Consider the following 25,123-nt stretch of genomic DNA (forward strand, 5'->3'; position numbering starts at 1 on the left):
TCACCGTCCTGACACGCCTCTGACACGCCCCCTGTCACGGCGAGACCGGGGCCCGCCACGGGAGCAGGAGGATGCCCGTCAGCAGGATCGCGGCCAGCACGGCGATGGCGGTTCGGGCGCTCGTGACGGCGGCCAGCGCGCCGGCGGCGGCGATGCACAGCGGCTGCACGACCTTGTTGGTGATGGACCAGGCCATCACCACGCGGGACATGTGGGCGTCGTCGGTGGCGTTCATGCGGTACGTGGCGAAGGTGGGGCTGAACATGCCCGCGAACAGCACCATCAGGAACTCGGCCGCGGCGACCAGGACGAAGCCCGCGGTGTGAGCGGCCGGCGCCAGCGCGATCAGGCCGAGCCAGAGGTTGCGGCCGACGCCGCCCACCAGCAGCAGGCGGTGCTCACCCAGACGCCGGCGGATGGGCCCGGCCAGCAGCGAACCGAGGACGCCGGCCACCCCGGAGACGCCGCTGATCAGGCCGTACTGCCAGGCCGGCAGGCCCAGGTCACGCAGCACGAAGACGGCCAGCAGCGGGACGAGGGCCATGATGCAGCCCCCGAAGATCATCGAGTTCCAGAACAGCAGAGCCAGGCCGCGGTGGCCGAAGATGTAGCGCCAGCCACCGGTGATCTCCCGCCGCCAGTGGTGCTCGGCGGAGCGTGGTGGCGGCGCCGGCTCCGCGTCGCGCAGGCCGCGCAGCATCAGTGCCGACGCCAGGAAGCTGACCGCGTCGAGGACCATCGTGGCGGTGGCGCCCAGCCACGAGATCAGCACTCCCCCGACGGGTGGACCGGTCGCGTTGGCCGCCCACATCGTCGTCTCGAACCTGCCGTTCGCCTCGGCCCGGTGGGGTGCCGGCACGAGCGTACGCAGCTGGGCCACCCCGGCCGAGTCGAAGGCCAGCCGGGCCGCCATCTGGGCCACCGCGACCACGCACAGCTGCCAGTAGCTGAGCACTCCGGCGAGGGCGGCCACCGGCACCGACGCCACCGCCGCGAAGCGCACCAGGTCGGCCGCGACCATCACGGGCAGCTTCCGGTGGTGCTCGATCCACGGCCCGAGCGGCAGCGCCACCACCGCGCTGACCACGCCGGCCAGCACGGTCAGCAGCGACACCTGGAAGTCGGCGACGCCCAGCACCAGCACGGCGACGATCGGCAGCGCCGAGTAGCCGAGGGCGCTGCCGAACTCGCTCGTCGCGTAGGCCGCCCAGCGCCGCCTGAAGTCCGTCCGCCGAACGACTTCCGTCACCGGGGCAGGCTACGGGACAGTGCTGAACGGGCCCAGCGAGTTGAGGTCGAGGCGCAGGGACTCGGCCATGGCCCAGGCGTTGGGCAGGGTGAAGACGTCGGCGCCGCCGAGACGCACGTGACCGCCGACGAAGTGGTCGAAGTCGTAGGACAGCGCCTGCTCGTGGGCCCGCAGCACGCCGGGCACGAAGGCCGACAGCGACAGGTTCGAGAACGGCACCCAGCCGGCGAAGATGACGTCCACCAGCATCAGGACGCGCCGGCCGGGCGCGTGGATGAAGCTGTTGCCCTCGGCGTGGTTGGGGCCCGGATACTCCAGCCGCACGGTGTGCTCGCCGGCCCGATGGTCAGGGCGTCGTCGAACAGTCGTGGACATGGTTCCCCCAGGTGACGATCGTGGATCGGGCACCACCGATACTCGTCGCGCTCGCGTGCGGCTCGCGCCCGGCGAACTCCCGGGTACGCGAGGCACCCGGGAGTCGTGGGTCACACCGGTGTTCAGCCGCCGGTGATGCTCCAGTGCCACGGCTCGGACGGCAGGTTCACGAAGCCGTACGCCTTGGCGTGCAGCACCAGCCACTTGAAGGCCGGGCTGGTCCGCGTGAGGGTCTTCCCGCCCGAGGTGATGTCGACCGCCATGCCGAGCTCGTGCAACGACCGCCCCGGAATGGCCGTGGGCACCCGGCAGGACGAGGACGGCGCGCTCCACACGTCCGGGCAGCCGTTGATCTTCCGCAGCTCGATCTGGCGCTCCCTCGTGCGGAAGCCGCCGCCCGAGATGGCGATGCCGTTGGCGCGGGCGTCGTCGACCATGCGCTTGAAGGCGTACGCGACGCTCCGGTGCACGGTCGTGCCGTAGACCGTCATGGTGTCGGCGACCACGAACCCGGTGCGGGTCTGAGTGACGACGTCCCGGCTGATCGTGGCGGCCTTGTCGGCGTAGGCGCCGGCCGTGGGCAGGGTCGCGATCCGGTTCCGGGTGACGGCGAGCGCCGCCGCCAGCGCCGCGCGGGTGTTGGTCGCGTTGGTCAGGGTCGTTTCGGCCGTACGCACGGTCGTCCGCGCGGTGACCAGCGTGGTGGTCGCCTTCTGGGTCTCGGTCCGGCGCACCGTCAGAACCTTGGTCACCGCGGTCACGGTGTTCCTGGCCTTGGTCACAGCCGTCTTGCTGACGGGCCGCTTCTTCTGCGCCTTGGTCAGGTTCTGCTTGGCGGTGGTCAGTGCGGTCTGCGCGGCGGCCTGCCGCGCCCGGGCGGTCGTGACCGCAGTGCCGGCAGGGGTCACCCGGGCCTGGGCCGCCGCGAGGGCCGCGGTCGCCTGGCTGACCTCCCTCGTACGGGTCACGGCGGCGGTCTGCTGCATGGTCAGGGTCGACTTGAGGGTGGCCAGGGTCTGCTGCCGGGTGAGGCTGCGGTACATCAACGAGCCCCACTCCTGCGCCACCACGGGCGGAGCGGCCTGGACCGGGACCGGGCCGGCGGTGACCGCCAGGCCGACGGCCAGTGCCGCGACGATCGGTGCGGTGATGGCCCGGCGGGCTCGGGAGCGAATCCGCGGATCCGGTCGGAGTTCCTGTCGTGTCGTCACCCGGAAGAGACTCCGGGCCGACGGGTGCCCGCCGGGGTGCCGCCGGGTTGCTACTGAAGTGCACGCGCGGCGTCGGCGGCCCGCTGGGCGACGTCGTCGACGCTGTCCTTGGTGAAGAAGCCCTCGAGGACGAGGGAGGAGTAGCCGTGCGCGACAGCGAGGGTGGCCTCGAGCAGGCGTACGTCGGAATCGGTGAGCTCGAGCATGGTGGTCATCAGGGCCCGGGTCTGTTCGCGGCGGCAGTCGTCGGCCACCTCGTACAGCTCCGCCGCGAAGATGACGTGGATGCCCGCGCCGGTGCCGACCACGTAACGAACGTATGCCCCGGCGGCCGCGGCCAGGCCGTCATCGGGGTTCCGGGCGACGGCCGCGACCATTGCCTCTCGCAGATCGTGGGCAGCCGTGGCGGAGACCGCGCTCAGCAGATGGGCACGATCCGGGAAGTGCCGGTAGGGCGCGGCTGAGCTCACCTTCAGGCGGCGGGCGACAGCGGCCACGGAAAAACGCGACAAACCGCTCTCGGCGAGCAGCTCGAAGCTGGCTCTGATCAGCGCGGCTCGAAGATCGCCGTGGTGGTAGCCCATATCCCCCCTCCCCTTGCGTCCATGTGAGTAGGCTCTTACATTAGCGGAAGTGATAGACCTCTTACATCGGGGAAGACAATGACCATCCGGCTCGGCTACCAGATCCCGAACTTCACCTATCCCGGTGTCCCGAACGAGAACCTGTTCGAGACGGTCGCGGCGCAGGCCCGCGAGGCCGAGGGCGCCGGCTTCGACACCGTGCTGGTGATGGACCACTTCTACCAACTGCCGGGCATCGGCGACCCGTCGGCGAACATGCTCGAGGCGTACACGACGCTGGGCGCGCTCGCCTCGGCCACTTCGACAGTCCAGCTGTCGACCCTGGTCACCGGCAACACGTACCGGAATCCCGCGCTTCTGGCCAAGACGGTGACCACCCTCGACGTGGTCTCGAAGGGCCGCGCCGTGCTGGGCATCGGCGCCGGGTGGTTCGAGCGCGAGCACCACGACATGGGCTTCGAGTTCGGCACGTTCGGGCAACGCTTCGAGCGGCTCGAGGAGGCCCTGACGATCATCACGCCGATGCTGCGCGGCGAGCAGGCGTCCCTCGACGGCCAGTGGTACCAGGCCCGCAACGCCATGAACAATCCCCGCGTACGCGACACCGTGCCGATCATGCTGGGCGGCTCGGGCGAGCAGAAGACGTTCCGGCTGGCCGCCCGGTTCGCCGACCACATGAACATCATCTGCGACCTCGACGTGCTGCCCCACAAGATCTCGGTGCTGCGGCAGCGCTGCGAGGAGATCGGCCGCGACCCGGCCACGCTGGCCACCAGCTTCCTGATCATGGGCATGGCCGGCGAGACCGAGCAGGAGGCCAAGGAACTCGGCGAGACGATCCCCGAGGACCGCCGCAACCGCGCCTTCCTCGGCACCCCCGACCAGGTGGCCGAGCAGATCCAGGAGCGCGTCCTCGGCGCCGGCGTCGACGGCGTCTGCATCAACCTGATCCGCAACGGCCACCGCCCCGGCGTGGTCGCCGCAGTCGGTGCCGCCCTCAAGCCGCTGGTGGGCTGACGCTCCAACAGCCGCCTCAGGGTCGGCAGCACCAACCACGGACCGGGCGCGCGGACGATCCGCGCGCCCGCCGCACACAGCCGCCCAAGCGCAGGAAAGCCGAGGCCTTCAAGAACCCGACCATGGCTTGAAAGCATTGGACGGCACAACGCCCTCAAGATCAGGACAGTGCCGCCGAATCACCGAGGCCATGGTGGATTCAGCGATCCAATCAAGGCCGAACTGCGTATAGACCTCAGCCCGATAATCGGCAGTGAGGAACCGGTCGCTCTGCAGCCGCCGGGAAGCCATCAGGATGAACACCCGGAACGCCGTGTCCGAGAAGGCGAACCCCGGCGGCGGCGTCTCCGCGAACAGGCCGACCATGGTGTCGACCTCGTCGATGCTGCGATAGACGGCGCGCAGACGTGCCACGGTCGAGGGGTCCTCGTTCAGGTCTTCCCAGCGCTTGATCCGTGGCAGGTGCAGGGCCTGGCGGAAGTCGTTGTAGCGGGGCACCCCGCGGCGACGATTCCGCACCAGGTCGACGACGGAAAGATCGATCATCTCGCCCTCGCGTTCCAGATTCAGCAGGGCCCGGGGGTAGTTGTGCAGCGTGATCGCTCCCGGATGGGCGGTGCCGAACGAATAGAGGACGCTGCTCAGCCCCATCGCCCTCAATTCGTCGTCGGCGCGGCTGCCCTGCAGGTCGGTGAAGCTGCGGTGGCCGAATTCGGCCCCGTCCACGCTGCGGAACGTGTAGTCGTCGGGAATCAGCGGGTGCATGCGATAGACCGTGACGAAGTCCTCCGTCAACGAGAACGGCGTCCCGTGGTGGTCCGGGTTCGTCTTCGGGATGCCTCGCAACGCGTTCACGTCCGTGAGCCACAGGCCGGCCCGGCTCAGCCAGTCCCGCGGTGGCACGCCGTTCCAGTTGACGTTCATGGCACGTTCGAGCACGTTGGTGGCGAGCATGGCCGGGGTCCACTCGACGGTGTGGATCTTCGCTATCAGGGCGGCCACGATGAGCCGGGCCGTCTGGTAGAGCCTTTCGTCGTCCCAGCCGGGATTTCGGTCCTTCAGGTGGTCGCACAACAGGTTGTGTTCCCGGGCGAAGAGCGTGTGCATGCCGCCGAGCCCCAGCCACCAGGCCTCGTTGAAGCCGGTGATCTCGGAACCGTTGACGTCGACCGGCAGGTAGCCCTCGGGGCTCAGCCGGATCCGGGGGCCGTCGCGCAGCAGCAGGCTCGGAGTCGTGCCGTAGACCTCGGAGCCGTCCCACCAGTGTGATGCCACGTTGGCCGGTGGGTCGACGTTGCCGCCGATGCGCATCTCGGGTTCGAGCTGTCCGCCCGGCGTGTTCGCCCAGCCCGGCACGTCCGGCGGCAGCGGCACGCGCACGTCGTCGACGCCGAGCGGGTGGCGGGCGTGGACCACCCAGTCGTGCACCTGGAACTGGATCCACGCGGCGGCCAGGATGTTCAGCGTCGTCGCCGGGCGGAACGTCTCACGGTGCAGCAGTTCCCGGCTCACCGTCACCGGATTCGGTTCGTTGTCGAGGTCGGCACGGCGGTCGGCGGGAACGTTGCGGCCGAATCCCGCTCCGACCGCACCCATGTCCGGCTCGGCCAGATCGTTGAAACGGCCTTCGTGCGTACGGAATTCTCGCTGCTCGTCGGTGATGGGCGGAGGCGCCCTCCGTACGCGTGGAGGCGCCTCGACCGCCCCGGTGTCGATCAGGTTGTCGCGGCGCAGCACGTCGCGCAGGGACGCCAGATTCAGCAGGGCCAGGGCGTCGGGCAGGCGGTGCCACGGACGGAAACGGTTGACCGCGCCGAACACCGTACGCATGGCCGCGCCCGCCAGGCGGTTGCGAACCGGCACCTCGGTGAGCCAGCGCTGCCGGTCGCGGTGGCCGGCGCTGGCGTCGTACGCGGCCTTGCGCACCCGGTTGAGGTTGCCCAGCGGCCGGAAGTCGTCCGTGGTGTTCCACGGGTTGAAGCGCAGCCCGTGCACGACCGGGTTGTCGCACGAGCCGGCCCGGATGGTGAGCACGGCGACCGGTTCGGGCGGGGCTCCGGGCGTACGCCAATCGACTGCCGCGTCCTCGATCGGCGTCTCGTCGTCACTGCGGTAGCGCTGCACGCACAGCTCGAACCGGACGTCGCCCTCGGCCAGCCGGTTTTCCATCTCGGACGTCAGGAAGTCGGGCCCGTCGCGCTCGCCGCCCTCGGGAGCGTCGGGGAACGGCCGCAGCAGATATTGGACGGCGAGGTGGCCGCCCCACATGATCGGGGTGCGGCTCCAGTACGTCTCGGTGGCCACGCTGGTGATGCGGCGGCGCGCCGCCACCACGTTGCGCACGATGCGGGCCGTCTCGCCGGGCCCCAGCACGAAGGCCAGCTTGGCCAGGCCGGTGTAGCGGCCCACGCCGCCGCCCGCCGTGGCCACCGCGAACTCGGCGAACTGGCGGGCGTCGCGGGCGTGCGACACCGGCGCGTTGGTCATCAGCAGGTCGTGCTGCTCGTCGTCGGAGACGGTGATCCGCAGGGCGGCGCCGCGTAGGTCCGGTTCGCGGTCGTCCAGGATGCGGCCCTCGGCGTTGCTGAACCGGACCGACGTGCGATAGGCAGCGCCCGGCCGGGCGAATCCCACCTGGAGCTCGGCCGGCAGGTCGTCGGCGAAACGCAGGTGGGCGTCGTCGACCGCGTACGTGCCCTTGGCCTGAAAACCGGCCACGACCGGCGCGTCCCGGGTGGGGCGGTTCTTCAGCTGGGTCAGCATGATCTGCCGAGCCACCCGGTCGAAGATCCGCCGTTCCGCCTCGGGCGAGCCACCCAGATAAACCTCGCGCCACTGCGCCCTGGTCACCGTCGACATCCGCGCGCCTCCACTTCGGAGTGCGGCCGCGACGACGGGCGGTTCCCGATCGCGCGGGCCACCCGAAACCCTAGTGGCGCCGCGCCATGCGGAACTGTCGTTTTACTTACCCATCAACTTCTCGAGGTCGACGACGTCGTTCGCGGCCGGGGCCACGATGTCGGCGAACTCCGCGCCGAACTCGCTGAAGTCGAGGCCGCCCTCGGCCGCGTCCTTGCTCTCGATGCGCAGCGGGTAGGGCTCGCCGGTGGTGGCGATGTAGAGCGTGCCGCCGTCCTTCGAGTTGTCGACGAGGCCGATCGCGGGCTTGCCGTTGACGTCCTTGACCTGGCCCTTGGTGACCTTGCCCTCGGCGTCGAGCATCGAGTCGATGTCGGAGAAGCCGAACATGTCGGCGGTGTCCTTGTCGCCCGCCTTGACCTCGACCCAGCGGTCGCCGACGAGCTTCGCGAGCTGCTCGCCCTGCTCCTTGCCGCCGCTCATGCCCCAGAACGCGGCGTCGGGCCGGATGTAGCGCTTGCCGCCGACCTCGAGCAGTTCGACGCTCGGGCCGGCCATCGACAGCTTGCCCTTGATCTTGGTGCCGTCGGTCTTGAAGTCGAGGCCCATCTTGTCGCCGTCGGTGACGATGTCACCCTTCATGTGGAATGAGCCGGCCTTCTTGAGAGCGGCCTTGGCCTTGTCCAGGATCTGCTCGGCCTCGAGCGCCTCGACCCCGTTGGTGGCGGGCGCGGCCGAGGTGGCCTGGGCGGCGGGCGGTGCCGCGGCGCCCTTGTCATCGTTCTGACCTGCGCAACCGGTGGCCAGCAGGGCGGTTGACGCGAGCACGACCACCGCGCCGGTGAAGTTGACCTTCATGATGATGTTTCCCCCGAATTGAGTCGCCCTGATCGACTCGTGCCGATCGGTGACGGCGACGAAGATATCAGCGCGGCTCAAGCCGGTTCGGGTACCCCACCCGGCTCCGGCGCGGGCTCGACGTCCGGCTCCACGATCGGTTCGACCGGCGCCGGGGGCAACGGGTCGGGGCTGTCCGGCTCCAGCTCACCGGGGTCGTCGGGGATCGGTGCGCCCGGGTCGAGGGGCGGGTACTTGTCCGGGTCGGTCGACAGGCTCAGCTCGGGCATGACGGCTCCTTTTGTCGGTTTCTGCCCCCTACCCTCAAGATCGGGAGCCGAAACACCGGCGAGGCGCGACCAGCGACCCCCGGAAAGTGCGGCTAAGGTGTACGCATGGTGACGGTGGCAGTGCTGACGGCGATCTTGATCGTCGTCGCTGTCCTCGCCGTCGCCACGGTTCTCAGCCGTCGCGGGCCGCTCGAGCCGCCGCTGAGCACCGTCGAGGCCCGGCCGCTGCCGGCCGATCGGCCGACCGGCCGGCAGCCGCAGTTCACCGCGGGCGCCCGCGGTTGCCGCGCGCCTCCGGCCGCATTCGTCTGACCGCCGCTCTTCCGGCGATCGCCGCCTCCGGCACGGCCGTCCCGTCCCTGACGTTCGCCGCACCGGTCTGACTTCCGGCACAGCCGGCTGTGCGGCCCGATCGTCGAAGCAGGACGGTTGCCGCCTACCCGGCCCGGTCGCCAAGGCGCTCTCCTGCCGGATCGTCAGATCGACGACGACGGCGGCCGGCGGAGGAGCGACAGCTCGGAGCACAACGGCGGTCGAACATCCGCCCCAGTCGACCGTCGGGACGACGGTCGCCGATCTCTCCCCGCCGGCCGGACACCGCCGGCCGGCACCGGGCGGCCGTCGCCACCAGGACGGCCGCGCACCACCTGGACCTGTTTCACCGAAGGACGGATTCCCATGAACATGGTTGCGGAAATGCTGCTGACCGAGCCGGCGCCGATGGCCATCTGGGCCACGCTGATGCTGCTCACCTTCCCCGCCCTGCTGCTGCTGGGCAGCCCCGAGGCGATGCGCCGTCCCCGGCACGCGGCACAGGAGTTCGTAGCGGCGCTACGGGGCAACGGCGCCGCCGTGCGGCGACAGGCCGAGGAGGCGGCGCAGACGGCACGCTTCGCCGACGAGGTACGGGTGGCGGCCGAGCGGGCCGAGGCCCATGCGCAGCGGTGGCAGGAGGCGTGGGAGCGGTCCGAGGGCGAGCTGAACGACGCGTACACCGCCTGGCTGGAAGCCGACGCCCGGCTGCGCACCGCCACCTCGGCGGCGGCCTGGGGCACACCGTGGTCGGTGCGGACCTGCGACGAGTACGCGGCCCGGCAGCGCTACCTGCACCGCGAGGTGACCGCCGCAGCCGGTCGGGGCGAGCTGCCGGCCGCCGCGGTGGCCGACGCCGTGGCCGAGCGGGCCGGTTGGGACGCCCGTCTGCACCCGGTCGAGCAGCAGCTGGTCATCACCCGCGCCTCGGCGGCGTGGCTGCGGCAGCGCTACGAGCAGGCCGTCGCCGCCGAGCGCGCCGCCTGGCACGACGCCGACTCGGCCCGCCGCGCGAGCAGCAGCCTGCGCCGCGAGGCAGCCCTCGCCGCATCGCTCGTCGTGCCCGCCCCCCAGGGCCGCGCAACCGCCCGCCCCCACCGCCACACCGTCGCCGTACCCGCCATGTGACGCGCCGCGGCGCCGGCCCTCGCACGTGCCTGGCCGCCTCGGCACCACGGCCGGGCCTTCCCCCGGCTCGGCGTCAACGGCCGGAATCAGCCGGGCGGCGTGCTCTGCGCCTCGGGGCCCCAGAGGCGCGGTAGTGCCACGGATGACCAGGTGCGGCGGGACGACGACCTCTCGCCGGTCGACCGCCTCGCCCTCGACGCGGGCGATCGCACGGGCCACCGCGAGGCGGGTCAGAACGGCGACGTCCTGGGCGATCGTGGTCAGGTCGACGTGGGCCAGCCGGGCCAGGCTGCTGTCGTCGTAGCCGACGACGCTGAGCCTGCCGGGTACGGCGATCCCGGCCCGCGACAGCACGTCGAGGACACCGGTGGCGCAGCGGTCGTTGAAGACAGTGACCGCGGTCGGTGGGTCGCCGAGCAGCGTGCGCGCCGCGGCGGCCCCATCGGACTCGGTGAGCCCACCCGGGACGATCCGCACCTGGCCGGTGAGGCCGTGGCGGCGCATCGCCTCCCGGTAGCCGCGGCGGCGGTCGGCGGCGCCGGGCGCCCGGCCACCGTCGATGTGCGCGATCGCCCGGTGTCCCAGCCCCACCAGGTGGTCGACGGCGAGAGCCAGCCCGTCGGCATCGGCGCTGCGGATGACGTCGACGGCAGCGTCGCGTACGGGCCGGGCCAGCGCGACCACCGGCAGCCGGCTCGCGAGCCGGATCAGGCTCGCGGTCGACGACTGCGGGCCGAGCAGGATGAGAGCCTCGCAGCGGTCCTGGAGCAGGCCGGTGATCGCCTCGGATTCACCGCGAGTACACGGATCCGGAGCAGGTGTGGCCGGACTCCGAAGTGGACGCTGTTGTCATCGCGGCGCCGGCCCGCTTCCACGCCGATCTCGCGGTCGCGGCGGCCCGCGCCGGCAAGCACATCTTCTGCGAGAAGCCGATGGCGCTGAGCCTGGCCGACGCCGACCGGGTCATCGACACCGCCCGGGCCGCCGGGGTGGTGCTCCAGGTCGGGTTCAACCGCCGGTTCGCGCCCGACTGGGTCGCGGCCCGGGTGCTCGTCGAGGACGGGCGGGTCGGCACGCCGCGGCTGCTGCGCTCTCTGACCCGCGATCCCGGCGGCTTCGACCCGGCCCGGGTCGCGCCCGGCACGATCTTCCTGGAGACGCTGATCCACGACTTCGACACGCTGCGGTTCCTCAACCCCGGGTCGGAGGTCACGCACGTCCACGCTTTCGCCGACGCGCTGGTCGAGCCGGCCTGGCGCGACCAGGGGCTGCTCGGCACCGCCGTGGTCACCGCACGGTTCGGCAACGGCGCGGTCGGCACGGCCGAGGCCTGCTTCGAGGCGAGCTACGGCTACGACGTCCGCGGCGAGGTGCTGGGCTCGGGCGGCATGGTCACGATGGGCGACGGGCGACGCACCGGGATGACGTTCCCGGGCCCGGCCGGCCGGCTGGTCGACACCGCCCGGGGCGACCAGGAACTGTTCGCCGGGGCTTATGTGGCCGAACTGGCCGCCTTCACCGGCGCCGTACGGACCGGCTCACCGTCCACTGTGACCGGCGAGGACGCCCGCGCCGCTTTGGCCGTCGCCCTCGCCGCCGCCGAGTCCGCCCGTACGGGAAGGGTCGTCGAGGTGGCGAAGTGAGGTCGGCCGTCAGCGCGGAGATGGTTTCCTCGAGCTTCCGGTCAGGCTCTGGCCATCTTCTCCGGCGAGAAGCAGCAGTCCGTGCATAGTCGCGGCTGCGGCAGCGTGAAGGCCAGGCAGCACGTCCGCCGCCGCACCGTGACCAGCCCGGCCGGATCGGCGGTCCATTCGACCAGGCTGTCCAGGCCGAGCCCGTCCAGCAGCGTCCCGACTTCACGGGCCGAGGCGCCCGGCACGGCCCGGACAGCGTGCCGGGTGGCGTGCGCGAGGTTCGAAGCCAGCGACCCGAGCAGCGGCCGTCGACCGACCCGGACCACCCGCTGAACGGCTTCGATCAGGGGCTCGGCATGCTCGTCCAGCAGCACCCGCCGCACCTCTTCCAGCAGCGCCGCCTCGTCCGCCACCACCGAGACCGCCGGGCCGGGGACGAGCGGGCCGGACGCGAGCGGGTCGGAGGCCAGCACCGCGGCCGGGACGGCGGTGCGCAGGCCGAGGCGGATCGGGGCCTGTTGCGCGTCGAGCCGGATCAGGACGTCGGACGCGGCGACGCGCGGGACCCGGCGGGCCGCCACCCAGCTGAAGGCGACCGGGACGGCCAGCCAGTAGGAGTACGCCTTCCACATGAGGGCGGCCGCCACGTGCGGCTGGGCGTGCCAGTGACGCCGGGCAGCCGCAAGCAGCGGCTCGACGTCGCCATCGGCCGCCGTCCAGCCCGCCGGATCGGCCACTACCAGGTCGGATGCCAGGCCGGGCAGCCGCGTGCTGGTCCCGAAGGCGCCCCTGATCGCAGCGAGAACCGGCGCGGCGTCGTCTTCCACACCACGACCTATACCCGCCCGTCCCGTTCCGACGCGAGGCCGGCCTGTGGACAACGGAAGCACGCCGAGTCCGAGATCGCGGGCTCGGCGCCACCCCCGGTAGGCCGGCGGATGTCACAACGAGCGCGGCACCGCGGTCCTAGCAGAGGACAACGGCAATCTGCTGGGAGGTCCCAAGATGGGTGACAAGCGATCGGACGCGTGGCAGACGGCGGTGACCGTGCTGCAGGAGGCGCAGCCGCCCTTCATCCCGGCGGGCGCACACGCCATGACCATCGTCATCGAATACCCGGCGGGTGACCCGGGCACGCCGCCGCACCGGCACCCCGGTCCGGCGTTCGGGGTCGTGCTCGAGGGCGAGATGCTCTTCGAGCTGGAGGGCGAGGCGCCGCGGGTGGTCAAGGCGGGCGAGGCGTTCTGGGAGCCGGGCGGCGACGTCATCCACTACTCGGACGGCAACGCCCGCGACGACGGGCCGGTGCGGTTCACGGTGACGATGCTGTGCGACCCCGGGAAGCCGATGCTGGTGCTGGTCGACGACGACGAGCTGGCCGCCCGCAGGGACCGGCGCGTCCGGTGACGGGGCTGCCGGTGCGGCACGTCACCACCGATGTGCTCGAGGTCGCGTATCACGAGGCCGGGCCTTCGGACGGGCCGCCGGTCCTGCTGTTGCACGGTTTCCCGTACGACATCCACAGCTGTGTCGAGGTGGCGCCGCTGCTGGCCGCCGCGGGTCACCGGGTGATCGTGCCCTACCTGCGCGGGCACGGGCCGACCCGGTTCCTGAGCGCGGAGACGCCCCGCTCGGGGCAGCAGGCCGCGCTGGGAGCGGACGCCCGCGGCATCGCCGAGGTGATCTGGCGCCGCAACTCACCGAAGTGGACGTTCGGCGCGGGTGAGCTCGACCGGGCGGCCGAGGCCTTCGCGAACCCGGACTACGTCGATGTCGTCATCCACTCGTACCGGCACCGCCTGGGCCGCGCCGCCGGGGCTCCCGCCTACGAGCGGGCCGAGGGCGCGCTCAGCCGCCTGCCGGCAATCACCGTGCCCGCGGTGACGCTGGACGGCACGGCCGACGGCAACTTCCCGGCCACCGACGGCAGCCCCACCGCGGCCCGCTTCACCGGCCCGCGGGTGCACCGGCAGGTCCCCGACGCCGGTCACAACCTGCCACAGGAGGCGCCTGCCGCGTTCACCGACGCCGTCCGGGAGGTCGCGTCGCTGATCGTCACGTGATTGTCACGCGTTCGCTGAACGGCGCTGAGCGTCTTGCTTATGGTAGTGCGCTTCTGAGCCATTCAGGCTCTCATCGAACGCCGCTGTACTGGACACATGACACTTCTCATCGGTGGAACCGGCAAGACCGGACGGCGGGTCGCCGACCGCCTGATCCAGCAAGGCACCGACATACGGGTGGCCTCGCGCCACAGCGACACCCGGTTCGACTGGGAAGACGAGTCCAGCTGGCCGGCCGCCCTGGACGGGCAGCGGGCCGTCTACATCACCTTCTACCCCGACCTCGGGCTGCCGGGCGCCGCCGGCAAGGTGGGCGCCCTCGCCGACCTGGCCGCCACGAACGGGGTCGAGCACCTGGTGCTGCTCTCGGGCCGGGGCGAGCCCGTCGCGCGGGCGGCCGAGCAGCGCGTGAAGGACTCGGGCACGGGCTGGACGATCGTCACGTGCAGCTGGTTCGCGCAGAACTTCAGCGAGGACTTCCTGGCCGGTGCGGCCGCCGGCGGCGACATCCGGCTGCCCGCGGGCGACGTGGCCGAGCCGTTCGTCGACGCCGACGACATCGCCGACGTGGTCGCGGCCGCGCTGACCGACCCGGACCGGCACCGGGGCCGGCACTACGAGCTGACCGGTCCTCGCGCGCTGACGTTCGCCGAGGTCGCGGCCGAGCTCAGCCGGGCCTCGGGCCGCGAGATCCGCTACACGGCGATCAGCCACGAGGAGTACGAGGGCATCCTGCGCGACGCCGGGCTGCCGGTGGAGCTGGGCGACATGTTCCGCGGCATCCTCGACGGCCGCAACGCCGCCCCGGCCGACGGGGTGCGGCAGGCGCTCGGCCGACCGGCGCGCGACTTCGCCGAGTACGCGGCGCGGGCCGCGGAAACCGGAGTGTGGAGCGTGCCGCAGGTACGGTGAGCGGATGGACGCGCTGACCGGACTGCTCGACGGGCCTCGCGCCCGCGGGGCGTTCCTGCTGCGCTCGGTCCTGGATCCGCCGTGGTCGCTGCGGATTCAGGACGGCTCGCCGCTGTCGCTCATCACGCTGGTCCGCGGCGAGGCCTGGATCCTCAAGCAGCACGCGACCCCGGTCCGCGTCGAGCCGGGCGACGTGGCCGTCGTGACCGGTACCGAGCCGTACGCGGTGGCCGACTCCCCCGGCACCGCGCCCCAGATCATCATTCACCCCGGCCAGCGCTGCGAGTCGGCCGACGGCACCGAGATGACGATGACCGGGCAGGGCGTCCGCACGTGGGGCGCGGCCCCGGACGGCGCGACCGTGATGATCAGCGGCACCTACCAGATGCACAGCGAGGTCAGCCGGCGCCTGCTCGACGCGCTGCCCGGCCTGCTGATCCGCCCGGCCGAGGCCGGCGACCGGGCGCTGATCGAGCTGCTCGTGCGCGAGATGAGCGGCACCGAACCCGCGCAGGACCTGGTGCTCGACCGGCTGCTCGACCTGGTGCTGGTCTCGGTGCTGCGCTCGTGGCTGGCCACTCCGGACGACGACGCCCCGGGCTGGCAGCGGGCACAGACCGACACCGTGGTCGGGCCGGCCCTGCGCCTCATCCACGACGACCCCTCGTACGCGTGGACCGTCGCCTCCCTGGCCGCCCGCACGGGGGTCTCCCGGGCCTCGCTGGCGCGACGGTTCACCGACGTGGTGGGCGAGTCCCCGATGGCCTATCTCACCGGCTGGCGGCTCACCCTGGCCGCCGACCTGCTGCGCCAGGGTGACGCGACGCTGGAGGCGGTGGCCCGGCGCGTCGGCTACGGCAGTGCCTTCGCGCTGAGCACGGCGTTCAAGCGCGAACGGGGCGTCAGCCCGCAGGAGTACCGCCGCCGCCCCGCCCTCGCGCCCCACCCGTCACCCCTGCCCCGCGTGGTGCGGCTCACGTGACCTGAACACCCGATGTGGGTGTCAGACCCGATGGCAGACCCGGCCCGGGCCAGGCAGGGTCGGGAGGAAGCGTTTTCCTTCCAGGGATCGGGTGAGCCTGCGTGTCGCTGTTCCGGCGCATCTTCTCGTTGAACGCGGCGGTTCTCACCGTCGCGGCCCTCGTGCTGCTCTTCGCCCCGGTGACCGTCTCGGCGACGGCCCGGCTGGCCGAGGCGCTCGTCATCCTGGCCGGCACGGCGGTGACGCTGGTGGCCAACGCGGTGATGCTGCGCGTGGGCCTGTCGCCGCTGGCCCGGCTCACCCGCGTGATGACCACGATCGACCTGCTGCGGCCGGGCACCCGGCTGGTGGCCCGCGGCCAGGGCGAGATCGCCCAGCTGATCACGGCGTTCAACGCGATGCTGGAACGACTGGAGACGGAACGGGCGTCCAGCGCCGGGCGCGCGCTCTCGGCCCAGGAGGCGGAACGTCACCGCATCGCCCAGGAACTGCACGACGAGATCGGTCAGACGCTGACCGCCGTGCTGCTCGACCTGAAGCGGGTCGCCCGGGCGTCGCCCGAGCCCATGCGTGACCAGCTGTTGCAGGTTCAGGAGAGCACCCGCAACAGCCTCGACGAGATCCGCCGCATCGCCCGCCGGCTGCGCCCCGGCGTCCTCGAGGAACTCGGCCTGGCCAGTGCCCTGCGCGCGCTGGCCGGCGAGTTCACGACGGCCGGCCTGGCCGTGCGCCGTCAGATCGGCTCCGATCTGCCCGTCCTGCCGAAGGAGGTCGAACTGGTGCTCTACCGGGTCGCCCAGGAAAGCCTGACCAACGCCGCCCGGCATGCGGCCGCCCAGCACGTCGACCTGGTGCTGGCCCGGCAGAAGGACGGCGGCGTCCGCCTGTGCGTGCGCGACGACGGCCGCGGACTGCGGGGCGCGCCCGAGGGGGCGGGCATTCGCGGCATGCGCGAGCGCGCGTTGCTGATCGGCGCCGACCTGTCCGTGGAGTCCGGGACGCCCGGTGGCACCTCGGTCCAGCTCACGGTGCCCGCATGATCCGCATCCTGCTGGCCGACGACCACGCCCTCGTGCGGCGCGGGGTCCGCCTCATTCTCGACAGCGAACCCGACCTCGAGGTGATCGGTGAGGCGGCCGACGGCGCCGAGACGCTGGCGCTGGCCGCCGCCGACCCGCCCGACCTGGCCGTGCTCGACATCGCGATGCCGCGGATGACCGGCCTGCAGGCCGCCCGCGAGCTCAGCCGCAGCCATCCGGAGCTGCGCATCCTCATCCTGACCATGTACGACAACGAGCAGTTCTTCTTCGAGGCGCTGCGCGTCGGAGCGGCCGGTTACGTGCTCAAGTCGGCCGCCGACCGCGACCTCGTCGAGGCCTGCCACGCCGCCATGCGCGACGAGCCGTTCCTGTACCCCGGGGCGGAGACCGCGCTGATCCGCGAATACCTGGAGCGCGCCCGCACCGGCGCCGAGATCCCCGAGCGGCCCGTCACCGAACGCGAGGAGGAAGTGCTGAAGCTGGTCGCGGAGGGCCACTCGACGAAGGACATCGCCGAGCTGCTCTACATCAGCGTCAAGACCGTCGAGCGCCACCGCTCCAACATCCTGGCCAAGCTGGGCCTCAAGGACCGGCAGGAACTGACCCGGTACGCGATCCGGGCCGGGCTGATCGAGCCGTGATGCTGCTCGTCGTCCTGATTCTGCACGCCGCGGCCGCGATGCTGGCCCCGGTGGCGATCCGTCACGCCGGCAACCGCGCTCTCTACGGCCTGGCGCTCGTGCCGGCCGGAACCTTCGTGTGGACCGCCACGCAGAAGCCGCCGGTCGCCGAGGCGTACCCCTGGGTGCCGCATCTCGGCATGGACCTGGCCCTGCGGATGGGCTCGCTGTCCTGGCTGATGATGCTGATCGTCAGTGGCATCGGCGCAGTCGTGCTGGCGTACTGCGCCCGCTACTTCACCGAGGGCGACCCGGGCCTGGGCCGGTTCGCGGGCATCTTCCTCGGTTTCGCCACCGCGATGACCGGCCTGGTCGTCTCGGACGACCTGGTTCTGCTGTACGTGTTCTGGGAGCTCACCACCGTCTTCTCGTACCTGCTGATCGGGCACTCGGGCGAGCACTCGGCCGGGCGCCGCGCGGCCATGCAGGCGCTGGTCGTGACCACCGCGGGCGGGCTGGCCATGCTGGTCGGCTTCGTCCTGCTCGGGCACGGTGCGGGCACGTACCGCTGGTCGGAGATCGTCGAGGGCCCGTTGCCAGCGGGCGGCGCCACCGCGGCGGTGCTGATCCTGGCCGGGGCGCTCAGCAAGTCGGCCATCTTCCCGTTCAGCTTCTGGCTGCCGGCCGCGATGGCCGCGCCCACTCCCGCGTCGGCCTACCTGCACGCGGCCTCGATGGTGAAGGCCGGCGTCTTCCTGCTGGGTCTGCTCGGGCCGCTGCTGGCTCTGGCCGAGCCCTGGCGACCGGTCGCGCTCGTGGCCGGGATCATCACGCTGCTGCTGGGCGGCTGGAACGCCATGCGCCAGCACGATCTGAAACTGCTTCTGGCGTACGGCACGGTGAGCCAGCTGGGCCTGCTGACCATCGCGCTCGGGGCCGGGAGCCGGGCCGCCGCGCTCGCCGGAGCCGCCCTGCTGCTGGCGCACGCTCTGTTCAAGGCGGCCCTGTTCCTGGTCGTCGGCATCGTCGACCGGCTGGCCGGCACCCGCGATCTGCGCGAGCTGAGCGGGCTGGGCAGGCGGATGCCGGTGCTCGCGGTCATCGCCGGGCTGGCCGTCGCCTCGATGGCGGGTGTGCCGCCGCTGGCCGGGTTCGTGGGCAAGGAGACGCTGTTCACGGCGTTCGAGCACGGCGGCACGACGGACCGGTTGGTGCTGCCGGCCCTCGTCGCCGGCTCGGCGCTGACCGTGGCGTACGGGTTGCGGTTCCTCCGGGGCGCGTTCGCGGCCAAGCCCGGGTTCGCTCCACTGCAGACACCGCGGCCCGGGTTCGCCTTCCTCGCACCGGCCGGGCTGCTGGCTCTGGCCGGTCTCGGCCTGGGCGTCGCCGCCTCATGGCTGGACGGGGTTCTCACTCCGTACGCGTCGCAATTTCCCGGCGAGACGGAGCATCTCGCGCTGTGGCACGGGTTCGGGCTGCCGTTGCTGCTCTCGGGCGCCGTCCTCGCGGCCGGCGGCACCATGTTCGCCGTCCAGCTGCGGGGCCGCCCATGGCCGGGCCGGCGCCTGCCCGCCGCCGAAACCGTCTACAAGTGGCTGATGTCCGCGGTCGACCGGGCCGCCGTCGAGGTCACCGGGGCCACCCAGCGCGGGTCGCTGCCCTTCTCCCTCGGGATCATCCTGGTCGTCCTGGTGCTGTTCGGCGCGGGCACACTGGTGTTCGTCGCGCCCTGGCCCAGCGGTCTGCGGCTGTGGGACACGCCGCTGCAACTCGTGGCGGGCGCCGTGGTGGTCAGCTCGGCGCTGATCGCGGCCCGGTCGCGGCGCCGGCTGACGGCGATGATCCTGCTCGGGGTGTCCGGCTACGGCGTGGCCGTCATGTTCGTGCTGCACGGCGCGCCCGACCTGGCGCTGACCCAGTTCCTGGTCGAGACGGTCACGATCGTCATGTTCGTGCTGGTGCTGCGCCGCCTGCCGGTCCGCTTCTCGGCACGGCCGCTGCGGGCCAGCCGCATCATGCGCACGACCCTCGCGGCGGCGACCGGTCTGGTGGCCGCGGGGATGGCGTACGTGGCGGTCGGCGGCCGGACCGCGATGCCGATCTCGGTCGACTTCGCGGAACCCGCGGTCTCGTACGGCGGTGGCCACAACATCGTGAACGTGGCGCTGGTCGACATCCGGGCCTGGGACACCATGGGCGAGATCTCGGTGCTCGTAGTGGCCGCGACCGGGGTGGCGTCGCTGATCTTCCGGCGCTCCGGGGCCTTGCAGCGCCGCCGGGCCGAACAGGGCAACGGCCACCTCGACCAGCAGGTGCAGGAGCCCGGCCCCTGGCTGCGGGCCGGGGACAACCCCGAGGCCCGCCGCCAGTCGATCATCCTGCAGGTAGTGGCCCGGCTGTTGTTCCACACGATCGTGCTGTTCTCGATCTACCTGCTCTTCAGCGGGCACAACGCGCCCGGCGGCGGCTTCGCCGGCGGCCTGGTGGCCGGGCTGGCGCTGACCACCCGCTACCTGGCCGGCGGGCGGCGCGAGCTGAACGCGGCGGCGCCGGTCGACGCCGGACTGGTGCTCGGGGCGGGCCTGCTGACCGCGGTCGGCACCGGAGCGGCGGCCCTGGTGGCCGGGGGCGAGGTGCTGCAGAGCGCGTTGCTCGACTTCCACCTGCCGGTGCTCGGCCACATCCACTTCGCCACGTCGACGTTCTTCGACATCGGCGTCTACCTGATCGTGGTGGCGCTGGTGCTGGAGATCCTGCGCAGCCTCGGCGCCGAGCTGGACCGCCAGCACGAGGTCGCGGCGCGGACGGAACGACGGGCGATCGAACGACAGAGGGAGCCGGTATGAGCGACTGCACCGGAGTCAGCGGAGCGCTCGTAGGGCCAGGAGGGCATACCACAGGAGGCTCAGCATGACTCCGAATCTGGTCTACGTCGTGGTGATCGGCGTGCTCTTCGCGGCCGGTGTCTCGATGGTGCTGGAACGCAGCCTGACCCGCGTGCTGATGGGAATGATCCTGCTCGGCAACGGTGTGAATTTGTTGATCCTGCTGGGCGGCAACGCCGGCGCCCCGCCGATCGTCGGCGCGTCCGACGCGGAGATGGCCGACCCGCTGCCCCAGATCATGATCCTCACGGCCATCGTCATCACCCTCGGCATGACCGCGTTCCTGCTCGCCCTGGCCTACCGCAGCTGGGCCATGTCCGGCCACGACGAGGTGCAGGACGACGTCGAGGACCAGCGGATCATGCGGCTGGCCGAGCGGGACGAGGGTTCCGGGACGGACGACACCGACCACCACGAGGCCGCGCGATGAGCTTCCTGGTTCCCCTGCCCGTCGTGATGCCCCTGTTCGGAGCCGCGCTGACGCTGATGATGGCGGGCAGGCCGCGCGCGCAGCGGACGGTCAGCCTCACCGTGCTGACCGCCACCGTGCTCGTCTCGTGCGCCCTGCTCTGGATCTCGACCACGGACGGACCGCTGGTCGTCGCCGTCGGCGGCTGGTCGGCGCCGCTGGGGATCGTGCTCATCGCCGATCAGCTGGCCGCGCTGATGCTCGTGGTCTCGTCGGCGGTGACCCTGTGCGTGCTGGTCTATTCGATCGGGCAGGGCATGGCCGACGGCCACGAGGAGACGCCGCTCTCGGTCTACCACCCGACCTACCTGATCCTGACGGCCGGCGTGACCAACGCGTTCCTCGCCGGCGACCTGTTCAACCTGTACGTCGGGTTCGAGATCCTGCTGGTGGCCAGCTACGTGCTGCTGACCATCGGGGGCACCGAGAACAGGATCCGCGCCGGTTCGACGTACGTCGTGGTCTCGTTGCTCTCGTCGGTCATCTTCCTGACCGCGATCGGCCTCATCTACGCGGCCACCGGCACGCTCAACCTGGCGCAGCTGGTCGAGCGGCTGGACGCGCTGCCCGACGGCCTGCGGCTGATCCTGCAGGGCATGCTCCTGCTCGCGTTCGGCATCAAGGCCGCGGTGTTCCCGCTGTCCTCGTGGCTGCCGGACAGCTATCCGACCGCGCCCGCCCCCGTCACGGCGGTGTTCGCGGGCCTGCTGACCAAGGTCGGGGTGTACGCGATCATCCGCACCGAGACGCTGCTGTTCCCGGGCGGACGGGCCGCCGCCGTGCTGCTGGTCCTGGGCCTGCTCACCATGGTCATCGGGATCCTGGGAGCGGTGGCGCAGTCGGACATCAAGCGGCTGCTGTCGTTCACTCTGGTCAGCCACATCGGCTATCTGCTCTTCGGGGTGGGTCTGGCCACGCAGCTCGGGCTGGCCAGCGCGATCTTCTACGTGGTCCACCACATCACCATCCAGACCACGCTGTTCCTGGCGGCCGGCCTCATCGAGAAGCGCGGCGGCAGCACCGCCCTCGACAAACTGGGCGGGCTGGCCAAGCTGTCCCCCGTACTCGCCGTGCTGTTCCTCGTGCCGGCGTTGAACCTGGCCGGGATCCCGCCGTTCAGCGGCTTCATCGGCAAGCTGGGGCTGGTGCAGGCGGGCGTGGCCGACGGCGGCGTGCTGGCCTGGCTGCTGGTCGGCGGAGGCATCCTGACCAGTCTGCTGACCCTCTACGCGGTGGCACGCGTGTGGAACCTCGCCTTCTGGCGCACCCCGCCCGCGTCCGTGCCGCCTGCCTCGGACTCGCTGCTCCCGCGACTCATGGTGGCGCCGACGATGGCTCTGGTCGTCTTCGGCATCGCGCTGACGGTCGTGGCCGGTCCGCTGTTCGAGGTCTCCGACGGCGCCGCCTCGTCCTTGACGGAACGCGCCTACTACGTGCGGGCAGTGTTCGGCGGAGGTGCGCCGTGACGCGGGGACGGTGGCGGGACAAGTGCATCGCCGCGCTCGGGCTGACCGTCATCTGGGTGCTGCTGTGGGGCTCGTTCAGCGCGCTGACCGTCGTCGGCGGGCTGGCGATCGCGGTCGTGGTGCTGGCGGTGTTCCCGCTGCCGGCCGTCACCTACGCCGGCCGGATCCACCCGCTGGGCGTGCTGCGGTTCGCGGGCCGGTTCGTGCTCGACATGGTCGTCGCCAGCTTCCAGGTCGTGTCGCTGGCCTTCCGGTTCGGGCACGTGCCGCGGAGCGCGATCGTCGCCGTCACCCTGCGGGCGCCCTCCGACCTGAACCTGACCATGACCGCCGAGGCCCTGTCGCTGGTGCCCGGCAGCCTGATCGTCGACGTCGACCGCCGGCGGGGCGTGCTCTACGTCCACGTGCTGGGCGTCGAGTCGGCCGAGGAGGCCGAGCAGTTCGAACAGGACGTGCTCGACCTGGAACGCCGGATCGTCCGAGCCTTCGGATCACCCACCGAACGCCGCGTTCTCGAGGAGGTGCCCGCATGACCGCCGTCGCCATCGTCGTCACCACGCTGCTGGCCGGGGGCGCCGTCCTCGCCCTGATCCGGATCGTCCGCGGTCCGTCCATCCTGGACCGGATGGTCGCCACCGACGTCCTCCTGGCCGTGATCGTCATGTCCATCGCCGCCGAGGCCGCGTTCACCCGCGACGCGACCGCCCTGCCCGTGCTCGCGGTGCTGTCGATCCTCGGCTTCACCGGCGCGGTCAGCGTGGCCCGGTTCGCCATCCGCCGCCCGGCCTCCGCCGACCCGGCCAGCGGCCGCGACGCGGACCGGCCCAGCCCGGACTACCAGGCCGAATCCGTCGACCGGCCGCACTCCCCGGGCATCCCGGAAGCCCTGAACCGGCGCCCACCCGAGCCGCCGGACCGCGGGGACTCACTCAGCCCGCCCGGCCGCGACCCGCTCGACCGGCCCGCGGAGGAAGTGCGATGACCGGCGTGCTGGACGTGATCGCCTGGGCCTGCCTCGTGCTGGGCTCCCTGCTCAGCCTGTCGGCCGGGGTGGCGCTGATCCGCTTCCCCGACCTGCTGTCCCGGATGCACGCGGCCACCAAGCCCCAGGTGCTGGGCCTGCTGCTGGCGCTGATCGGCTGCGCGCTGCGCCTGCGCGAGGCCGTCGACATCACCACGCTGCTGCTGGTGGCGGTGTTCTCGATGGCTACGGCGCCCGTGGCCGCCCACATGATCGGCCGAGCCGCCTACCGAGCCGGCCAGGCCCGGGCCGACCTGCTGGTGGTCGACGACCTGGCCGGCGCCGACGACAAACGCTGACCTATGCCCTGGGGCAGGGGCAGGTCTCCGTCCCGGGCCCGATGGCCGGCCCACGCCGAATCCCTACCGTGGTCCTCATGGAATTCACGATCGGCGACAAACTGACCCACACGCTGGGCCGGGCGCGCGGAGCCGCCGACGGGCCCATCGGCACCGGGCTGCTGTTGTTCTCGCTGGCGTACGACAAAGAAGTGAAGCCGCTGCTCGATCCGTTCGACATCACGTCGACAGTCGTCCTCACTGCGCTACGTACGCCTGGACGCGCAGCGGCCGAAGCCGACGCCGGGCGCGTAGCCGACCCGGACGCCGGCCCCGTCCCCGCTCCTTCCGGGGAGCACGCGCGCGTCCGCGGCGCCGACGGTCGCGCCCTGCCGGTCTCGGCGGCCGCAGCCCGCGCGCTCCGCGAAGCCCAGGACTCCCGGACGGCCTTGCTGGCCGCGTTGGCCGGCGACTCCGACACCGAGGCGTCGGCCGTCATCCGCGACTGCGGCATCAACCCGGACGAAGTCCGCCAGGCTGCCCTCGACGGCCACCCACCGCAACGCGCCGACCGGGTCGCGCCCGAACTGCGCCCCGCCCGCGACGCCCTGCTGGGCCGCACCCGCTACCGGGGCCGCGGCTTCCAGGACCGCCTGCTCTTCTCGGTGCTGGCCCGCAAGGTGAACCACGCCGCCCGTCCCGTGCTCTGGACCCGCCTGGAGGCGGACGAACAGGCCCGCCGCGAGAACCGCCCCACCCGCACCGACGACGTCCTGCTGGCGATGCTGGTCACCCACGAGGTGGCCGCCGCCTATCCCCACCTGGCGTACGCCGCCCAAGCCAACTACGGCGGCGGCGAAACGCTGCTGGCCCAAGGCATCACCCACACCCGAGTCCGCGCCGCCACGCCAACCGGCCCCGACGAGGTGCCGCCCGGCAAGATCCTCGTCCCCGGCCCCGACTGGACGGAAGACACCCGGGTGCTGCTCGACCGCCTGACCGCCCACCCCGGCAACCGAGCCACCCGCCTGCTCGCCTCCCTGCGCCACTGACCCACAAGCGCCCGACCGGGCTCGGGAGTCGCAGCACTGGGACTCAGGTCGGTTGCACGGTGACACGCGGCCAGCGGGTCGCGGGCTGGTGACGGGCCAGCCGTTCCCGGGAGTGGGCCTCGCTCACCCGCCGGGGGTTTCGGCGCCAGACGCCGTTGAGCAGATCGTCGAGGCCCAGCGGCGCGCAGACCTCGATGGCGTCGGCGGCGGTCAGCCGCACCACGACTGCCGTCGCGGTCTCGGGCCAGGTGGCCACGGCGTCGGCTATGGACGTCAACGGGGCGACCTCGGGGCCGCCGAAGCGTCCGGCGTACCAGGTGTGGACGGCGGCCTGGTTCTTGGCCTCCCACGGCACGCCGGGAAGACGCTGTTCGAGAAGGGCCGTCACGGCGTCGTCGTTGGCCCGGGACAGGTCGGTCGGGTCGAAGAAGGCCACGTCCACATCACGTACGCGACCGGGTCTGAATCCGAAGCCGTAGCGCTCGTCCCAGACCAGGTCCCGCAGCGCGCCCGCACCCACCCAGGCGTCCGGTATCGCCGCGCCGCGCACCGTCCGGAGGATACGCATCCACCACGAGTCGGCCCGGATGAGAGCATTCAGCGCCGATTCCACGGTGCAACTCTAGGGCTACCGATGCACGGGGTGGTGTGTACCTGACAACGCGGCCGGCTCATTCGGTGCGGTGGATGAGCGGGCACGCAGACCGACAATCCGGGGAGACGATCCCCTGGGCTTCGTCCGGGCACACCGGGCGAGGTGCTGTTCCGCGTCGCTCACGGGCGACGGCGACGAGACAGCGACACTCCGGCAAGCGTGTCGGCGACGGCGCCGCCGGCTT

At 72.0% G+C, this 25,123-nt stretch carries 26 protein-coding genes and 1 pseudogene; 17 read left to right on the plus strand and 10 right to left on the minus strand.

From position 1 onward, the window contains the following. Positions 1–34: 34 nt before the first annotated feature. From KXC43_RS02005 to KXC43_RS02020, 4 genes are all read right to left on the minus strand, one after another. Positions 35–1,249, minus strand: coding sequence for an MFS transporter (locus tag KXC43_RS02005; protein ID WP_221374111.1), 1,215 nt, complete (start codon positions 1,247–1,249; stop codon positions 35–37). Between the two features lie 9 nt (positions 1,250–1,258). After that, a complete protein-coding gene (locus KXC43_RS02010; protein ID WP_221374112.1) occupies positions 1,259–1,624 on the minus strand; it encodes an MBL fold metallo-hydrolase in 366 nt (121 codons plus the stop codon). Between the two features lie 122 nt (positions 1,625–1,746). Beyond that, positions 1,747–2,835, minus strand: coding sequence for a M15 family metallopeptidase (locus KXC43_RS02015; RefSeq protein WP_308128929.1), 1,089 nt, complete (start codon positions 2,833–2,835; stop codon positions 1,747–1,749). Between the two features lie 50 nt (positions 2,836–2,885). Beyond that, positions 2,886–3,419, minus strand: coding sequence for a TetR/AcrR family transcriptional regulator (locus KXC43_RS02020; RefSeq protein WP_221374113.1), 534 nt, complete (start codon positions 3,417–3,419; stop codon positions 2,886–2,888). Positions 3,420–3,497: 78 nt separating this feature from the next. Here KXC43_RS02020 and KXC43_RS02025 point away from each other — a divergent pair, with 78 nt between their 5' ends. Next, positions 3,498–4,436 carry an LLM class F420-dependent oxidoreductase gene (locus tag KXC43_RS02025; RefSeq protein WP_221374114.1) on the plus strand — a complete coding sequence of 313 codons (939 nt, stop codon included), beginning with the start codon at positions 3,498–3,500 and terminating at the stop codon, positions 4,434–4,436. 108 nt (positions 4,437–4,544) lie between these two features. Here the strand turns inward: KXC43_RS02025 and KXC43_RS02030 are convergent, their stop codons facing one another. From KXC43_RS02030 to KXC43_RS02040, 3 genes are all read right to left on the minus strand, one after another. Continuing rightward, positions 4,545–7,295 (minus strand): peroxidase family protein, encoded by a 2,751-nt coding sequence (locus KXC43_RS02030; RefSeq protein ID WP_221374115.1) that lies wholly within the window; start codon positions 7,293–7,295, stop codon positions 4,545–4,547. A 102-nt stretch (positions 7,296–7,397) separates the two neighbouring features. Continuing rightward, on the minus strand, positions 7,398–8,234 hold the full coding sequence (locus tag KXC43_RS02035; protein WP_221374116.1) for a hypothetical protein: 837 nt from the start codon (positions 8,232–8,234) through the stop codon (positions 7,398–7,400). Next, a complete protein-coding gene (locus KXC43_RS02040; RefSeq protein ID WP_221374117.1) occupies positions 8,231–8,422 on the minus strand; it encodes a hypothetical protein in 192 nt (63 codons plus the stop codon). Before KXC43_RS02040 ends, KXC43_RS02035 begins: the two co-directional genes overlap by 4 nt. A gap of 105 nt (positions 8,423–8,527) precedes the next feature. Between KXC43_RS02040 and KXC43_RS02045 the strand changes: the two genes are divergently transcribed. Both KXC43_RS02045 and KXC43_RS50435 read left to right on the plus strand, forming a co-directional pair. Beyond that, positions 8,528–8,734: a hypothetical protein gene (locus KXC43_RS02045; RefSeq protein ID WP_221374118.1), complete on the plus strand. Its 207-nt coding sequence runs from the start codon at positions 8,528–8,530 to the stop codon at positions 8,732–8,734. 366 nt (positions 8,735–9,100) lie between these two features. Next, positions 9,101–9,862: a hypothetical protein gene (locus KXC43_RS50435; protein WP_255643310.1), complete on the plus strand. Its 762-nt coding sequence runs from the start codon at positions 9,101–9,103 to the stop codon at positions 9,860–9,862. Between the two features lie 189 nt (positions 9,863–10,051). Here the strand turns inward: KXC43_RS50435 and KXC43_RS50440 are convergent. Beyond that, a pseudogene (locus tag KXC43_RS50440) lies at positions 10,052–10,642 on the minus strand (substrate-binding domain-containing protein); the annotation flags it as partial. 56 nt (positions 10,643–10,698) lie between these two features. On the opposite strand from KXC43_RS50440, the gene KXC43_RS02055 reads away from it, so the two are divergent. Continuing rightward, positions 10,699–11,505: a Gfo/Idh/MocA family protein gene (locus tag KXC43_RS02055; RefSeq protein WP_308128930.1), complete on the plus strand. Its 807-nt coding sequence runs from the start codon at positions 10,699–10,701 to the stop codon at positions 11,503–11,505. Positions 11,506–11,546: 41 nt separating this feature from the next. On the opposite strand, the gene KXC43_RS02060 is transcribed toward KXC43_RS02055, so the two are convergent. Then, positions 11,547–12,323 (minus strand): (2Fe-2S)-binding protein, encoded by a 777-nt coding sequence (locus KXC43_RS02060; RefSeq protein WP_308128931.1) that lies wholly within the window; start codon positions 12,321–12,323, stop codon positions 11,547–11,549. Positions 12,324–12,501: 178 nt separating this feature from the next. Between KXC43_RS02060 and KXC43_RS02065 the strand changes: the two genes are divergently transcribed. The 13 genes from KXC43_RS02065 (at position 12,502) to KXC43_RS02125 (ending at position 24,284) form a co-directional block, all read left to right on the plus strand. Then, the gene (locus KXC43_RS02065) at positions 12,502–12,903 is read left to right on the plus strand and encodes a cupin domain-containing protein (protein WP_221374119.1); all 402 of its coding nucleotides are present in this window, start codon (positions 12,502–12,504) and stop codon (positions 12,901–12,903) included. Continuing rightward, a complete protein-coding gene (locus KXC43_RS02070) occupies positions 12,900–13,559 on the plus strand; it encodes an alpha/beta fold hydrolase (protein WP_221374120.1) in 660 nt (219 codons plus the stop codon). Before KXC43_RS02065 ends, KXC43_RS02070 begins: the two co-directional genes overlap by 4 nt. Before the next feature lie 96 nt (positions 13,560–13,655). After that, entirely contained in the window at positions 13,656–14,471 is an 816-nt protein-coding gene (locus KXC43_RS02075) for an NmrA family NAD(P)-binding protein (protein ID WP_221374121.1), read from the plus strand. 4 nt (positions 14,472–14,475) lie between these two features. After that, positions 14,476–15,453, plus strand: coding sequence for an AraC family transcriptional regulator (locus KXC43_RS02080; RefSeq protein ID WP_221374122.1), 978 nt, complete (start codon positions 14,476–14,478; stop codon positions 15,451–15,453). 101 nt (positions 15,454–15,554) lie between these two features. Continuing rightward, a complete protein-coding gene (locus tag KXC43_RS02085; RefSeq protein WP_221374123.1) occupies positions 15,555–16,493 on the plus strand; it encodes a sensor histidine kinase in 939 nt (312 codons plus the stop codon). Next, positions 16,490–17,134: a response regulator gene (locus tag KXC43_RS02090; protein ID WP_221374124.1), complete on the plus strand. Its 645-nt coding sequence runs from the start codon at positions 16,490–16,492 to the stop codon at positions 17,132–17,134. Before KXC43_RS02085 ends, KXC43_RS02090 begins: the two co-directional genes overlap by 4 nt. Positions 17,135–17,136: 2 nt before the next feature. Further along, positions 17,137–19,959: a Na+/H+ antiporter subunit A gene (locus KXC43_RS02095; protein WP_221374726.1), complete on the plus strand. Its 2,823-nt coding sequence runs from the start codon at positions 17,137–17,139 to the stop codon at positions 19,957–19,959. Between the two features lie 64 nt (positions 19,960–20,023). Continuing rightward, positions 20,024–20,428, plus strand: a complete 405-nt coding sequence (locus KXC43_RS02100; RefSeq protein ID WP_221374125.1) for a Na(+)/H(+) antiporter subunit C — start codon at positions 20,024–20,026, stop codon at positions 20,426–20,428. Next, positions 20,425–21,933 (plus strand): Na+/H+ antiporter subunit D, encoded by a 1,509-nt coding sequence (locus tag KXC43_RS02105; protein WP_221374126.1) that lies wholly within the window; start codon positions 20,425–20,427, stop codon positions 21,931–21,933. The genes KXC43_RS02100 and KXC43_RS02105 overlap by 4 nt, the downstream gene beginning before the upstream one ends. Next, complete coding sequence (locus tag KXC43_RS02110; protein ID WP_221374127.1) at positions 21,930–22,466, plus strand: Na+/H+ antiporter subunit E; 537 nt, start codon at positions 21,930–21,932, stop codon at positions 22,464–22,466. Before KXC43_RS02105 ends, KXC43_RS02110 begins: the two co-directional genes overlap by 4 nt. Beyond that, positions 22,463–22,915 (plus strand): MrpF/PhaF family protein, encoded by a 453-nt coding sequence (locus KXC43_RS52555; protein ID WP_221374128.1) that lies wholly within the window; start codon positions 22,463–22,465, stop codon positions 22,913–22,915. The genes KXC43_RS02110 and KXC43_RS52555 overlap by 4 nt, the downstream gene beginning before the upstream one ends. Then, positions 22,912–23,253, plus strand: a complete 342-nt coding sequence (mnhG, locus tag KXC43_RS02120) for a monovalent cation/H(+) antiporter subunit G (RefSeq protein ID WP_221374129.1) — start codon at positions 22,912–22,914, stop codon at positions 23,251–23,253. The genes KXC43_RS52555 and mnhG overlap by 4 nt, the downstream gene beginning before the upstream one ends. Positions 23,254–23,330: 77 nt before the next feature. Next, positions 23,331–24,284 carry a Clp protease N-terminal domain-containing protein gene (locus KXC43_RS02125; RefSeq protein WP_221374130.1) on the plus strand — a complete coding sequence of 318 codons (954 nt, stop codon included), beginning with the start codon at positions 23,331–23,333 and terminating at the stop codon, positions 24,282–24,284. Positions 24,285–24,327: 43 nt separating this feature from the next. Here KXC43_RS02125 and KXC43_RS02130 read toward each other — a convergent pair whose 3' ends face one another. Beyond that, a complete protein-coding gene (locus KXC43_RS02130; protein ID WP_308128932.1) occupies positions 24,328–24,897 on the minus strand; it encodes a nucleotidyltransferase family protein in 570 nt (189 codons plus the stop codon). Between the last annotated feature and the right edge of the window lie 226 nt (positions 24,898–25,123).

The sequence above is a fragment of the Paractinoplanes polyasparticus genome, assembly GCF_019710575.1.
Lineage (GTDB): Bacteria > Actinomycetota > Actinomycetes > Mycobacteriales > Micromonosporaceae > Actinoplanes > Actinoplanes polyasparticus.

Coding starts and splice junctions, on each gene's coding strand:
- KXC43_RS02075 (WP_221374121.1), top strand. CDS start 13,656: ATGACACTTCTCATCGGTGGAACCGGCAAGACCGGACGGCGGGTCGCC.
- KXC43_RS02040 (WP_221374117.1), bottom strand. CDS start 8,422: ATGCCCGAGCTGAGCCTGTCGACCGACCCGGACAAGTACCCGCCCCTC.
- KXC43_RS52555 (WP_221374128.1), top strand. CDS start 22,463: ATGACCGCCGTCGCCATCGTCGTCACCACGCTGCTGGCCGGGGGCGCC.
- KXC43_RS02105 (WP_221374126.1), top strand. CDS start 20,425: ATGAGCTTCCTGGTTCCCCTGCCCGTCGTGATGCCCCTGTTCGGAGCC.
- KXC43_RS02020 (WP_221374113.1), bottom strand. CDS start 3,419: ATGGGCTACCACCACGGCGATCTTCGAGCCGCGCTGATCAGAGCCAGC.
- KXC43_RS02010 (WP_221374112.1), bottom strand. CDS start 1,624: ATGTCCACGACTGTTCGACGACGCCCTGACCATCGGGCCGGCGAGCAC.
- KXC43_RS02030 (WP_221374115.1), bottom strand. CDS start 7,295: ATGTCGACGGTGACCAGGGCGCAGTGGCGCGAGGTTTATCTGGGTGGC.
- KXC43_RS02100 (WP_221374125.1), top strand. CDS start 20,024: ATGACTCCGAATCTGGTCTACGTCGTGGTGATCGGCGTGCTCTTCGCG.
- KXC43_RS50435 (WP_255643310.1), top strand. CDS start 9,101: ATGAACATGGTTGCGGAAATGCTGCTGACCGAGCCGGCGCCGATGGCC.
- KXC43_RS02125 (WP_221374130.1), top strand. CDS start 23,331: ATGGAATTCACGATCGGCGACAAACTGACCCACACGCTGGGCCGGGCG.
- KXC43_RS02080 (WP_221374122.1), top strand. CDS start 14,476: ATGGACGCGCTGACCGGACTGCTCGACGGGCCTCGCGCCCGCGGGGCG.
- KXC43_RS02025 (WP_221374114.1), top strand. CDS start 3,498: ATGACCATCCGGCTCGGCTACCAGATCCCGAACTTCACCTATCCCGGT.
- KXC43_RS02045 (WP_221374118.1), top strand. CDS start 8,528: ATGGTGACGGTGGCAGTGCTGACGGCGATCTTGATCGTCGTCGCTGTC.
- KXC43_RS02065 (WP_221374119.1), top strand. CDS start 12,502: ATGGGTGACAAGCGATCGGACGCGTGGCAGACGGCGGTGACCGTGCTG.
- KXC43_RS02090 (WP_221374124.1), top strand. CDS start 16,490: ATGATCCGCATCCTGCTGGCCGACGACCACGCCCTCGTGCGGCGCGGG.
- mnhG (WP_221374129.1), top strand. CDS start 22,912: ATGACCGGCGTGCTGGACGTGATCGCCTGGGCCTGCCTCGTGCTGGGC.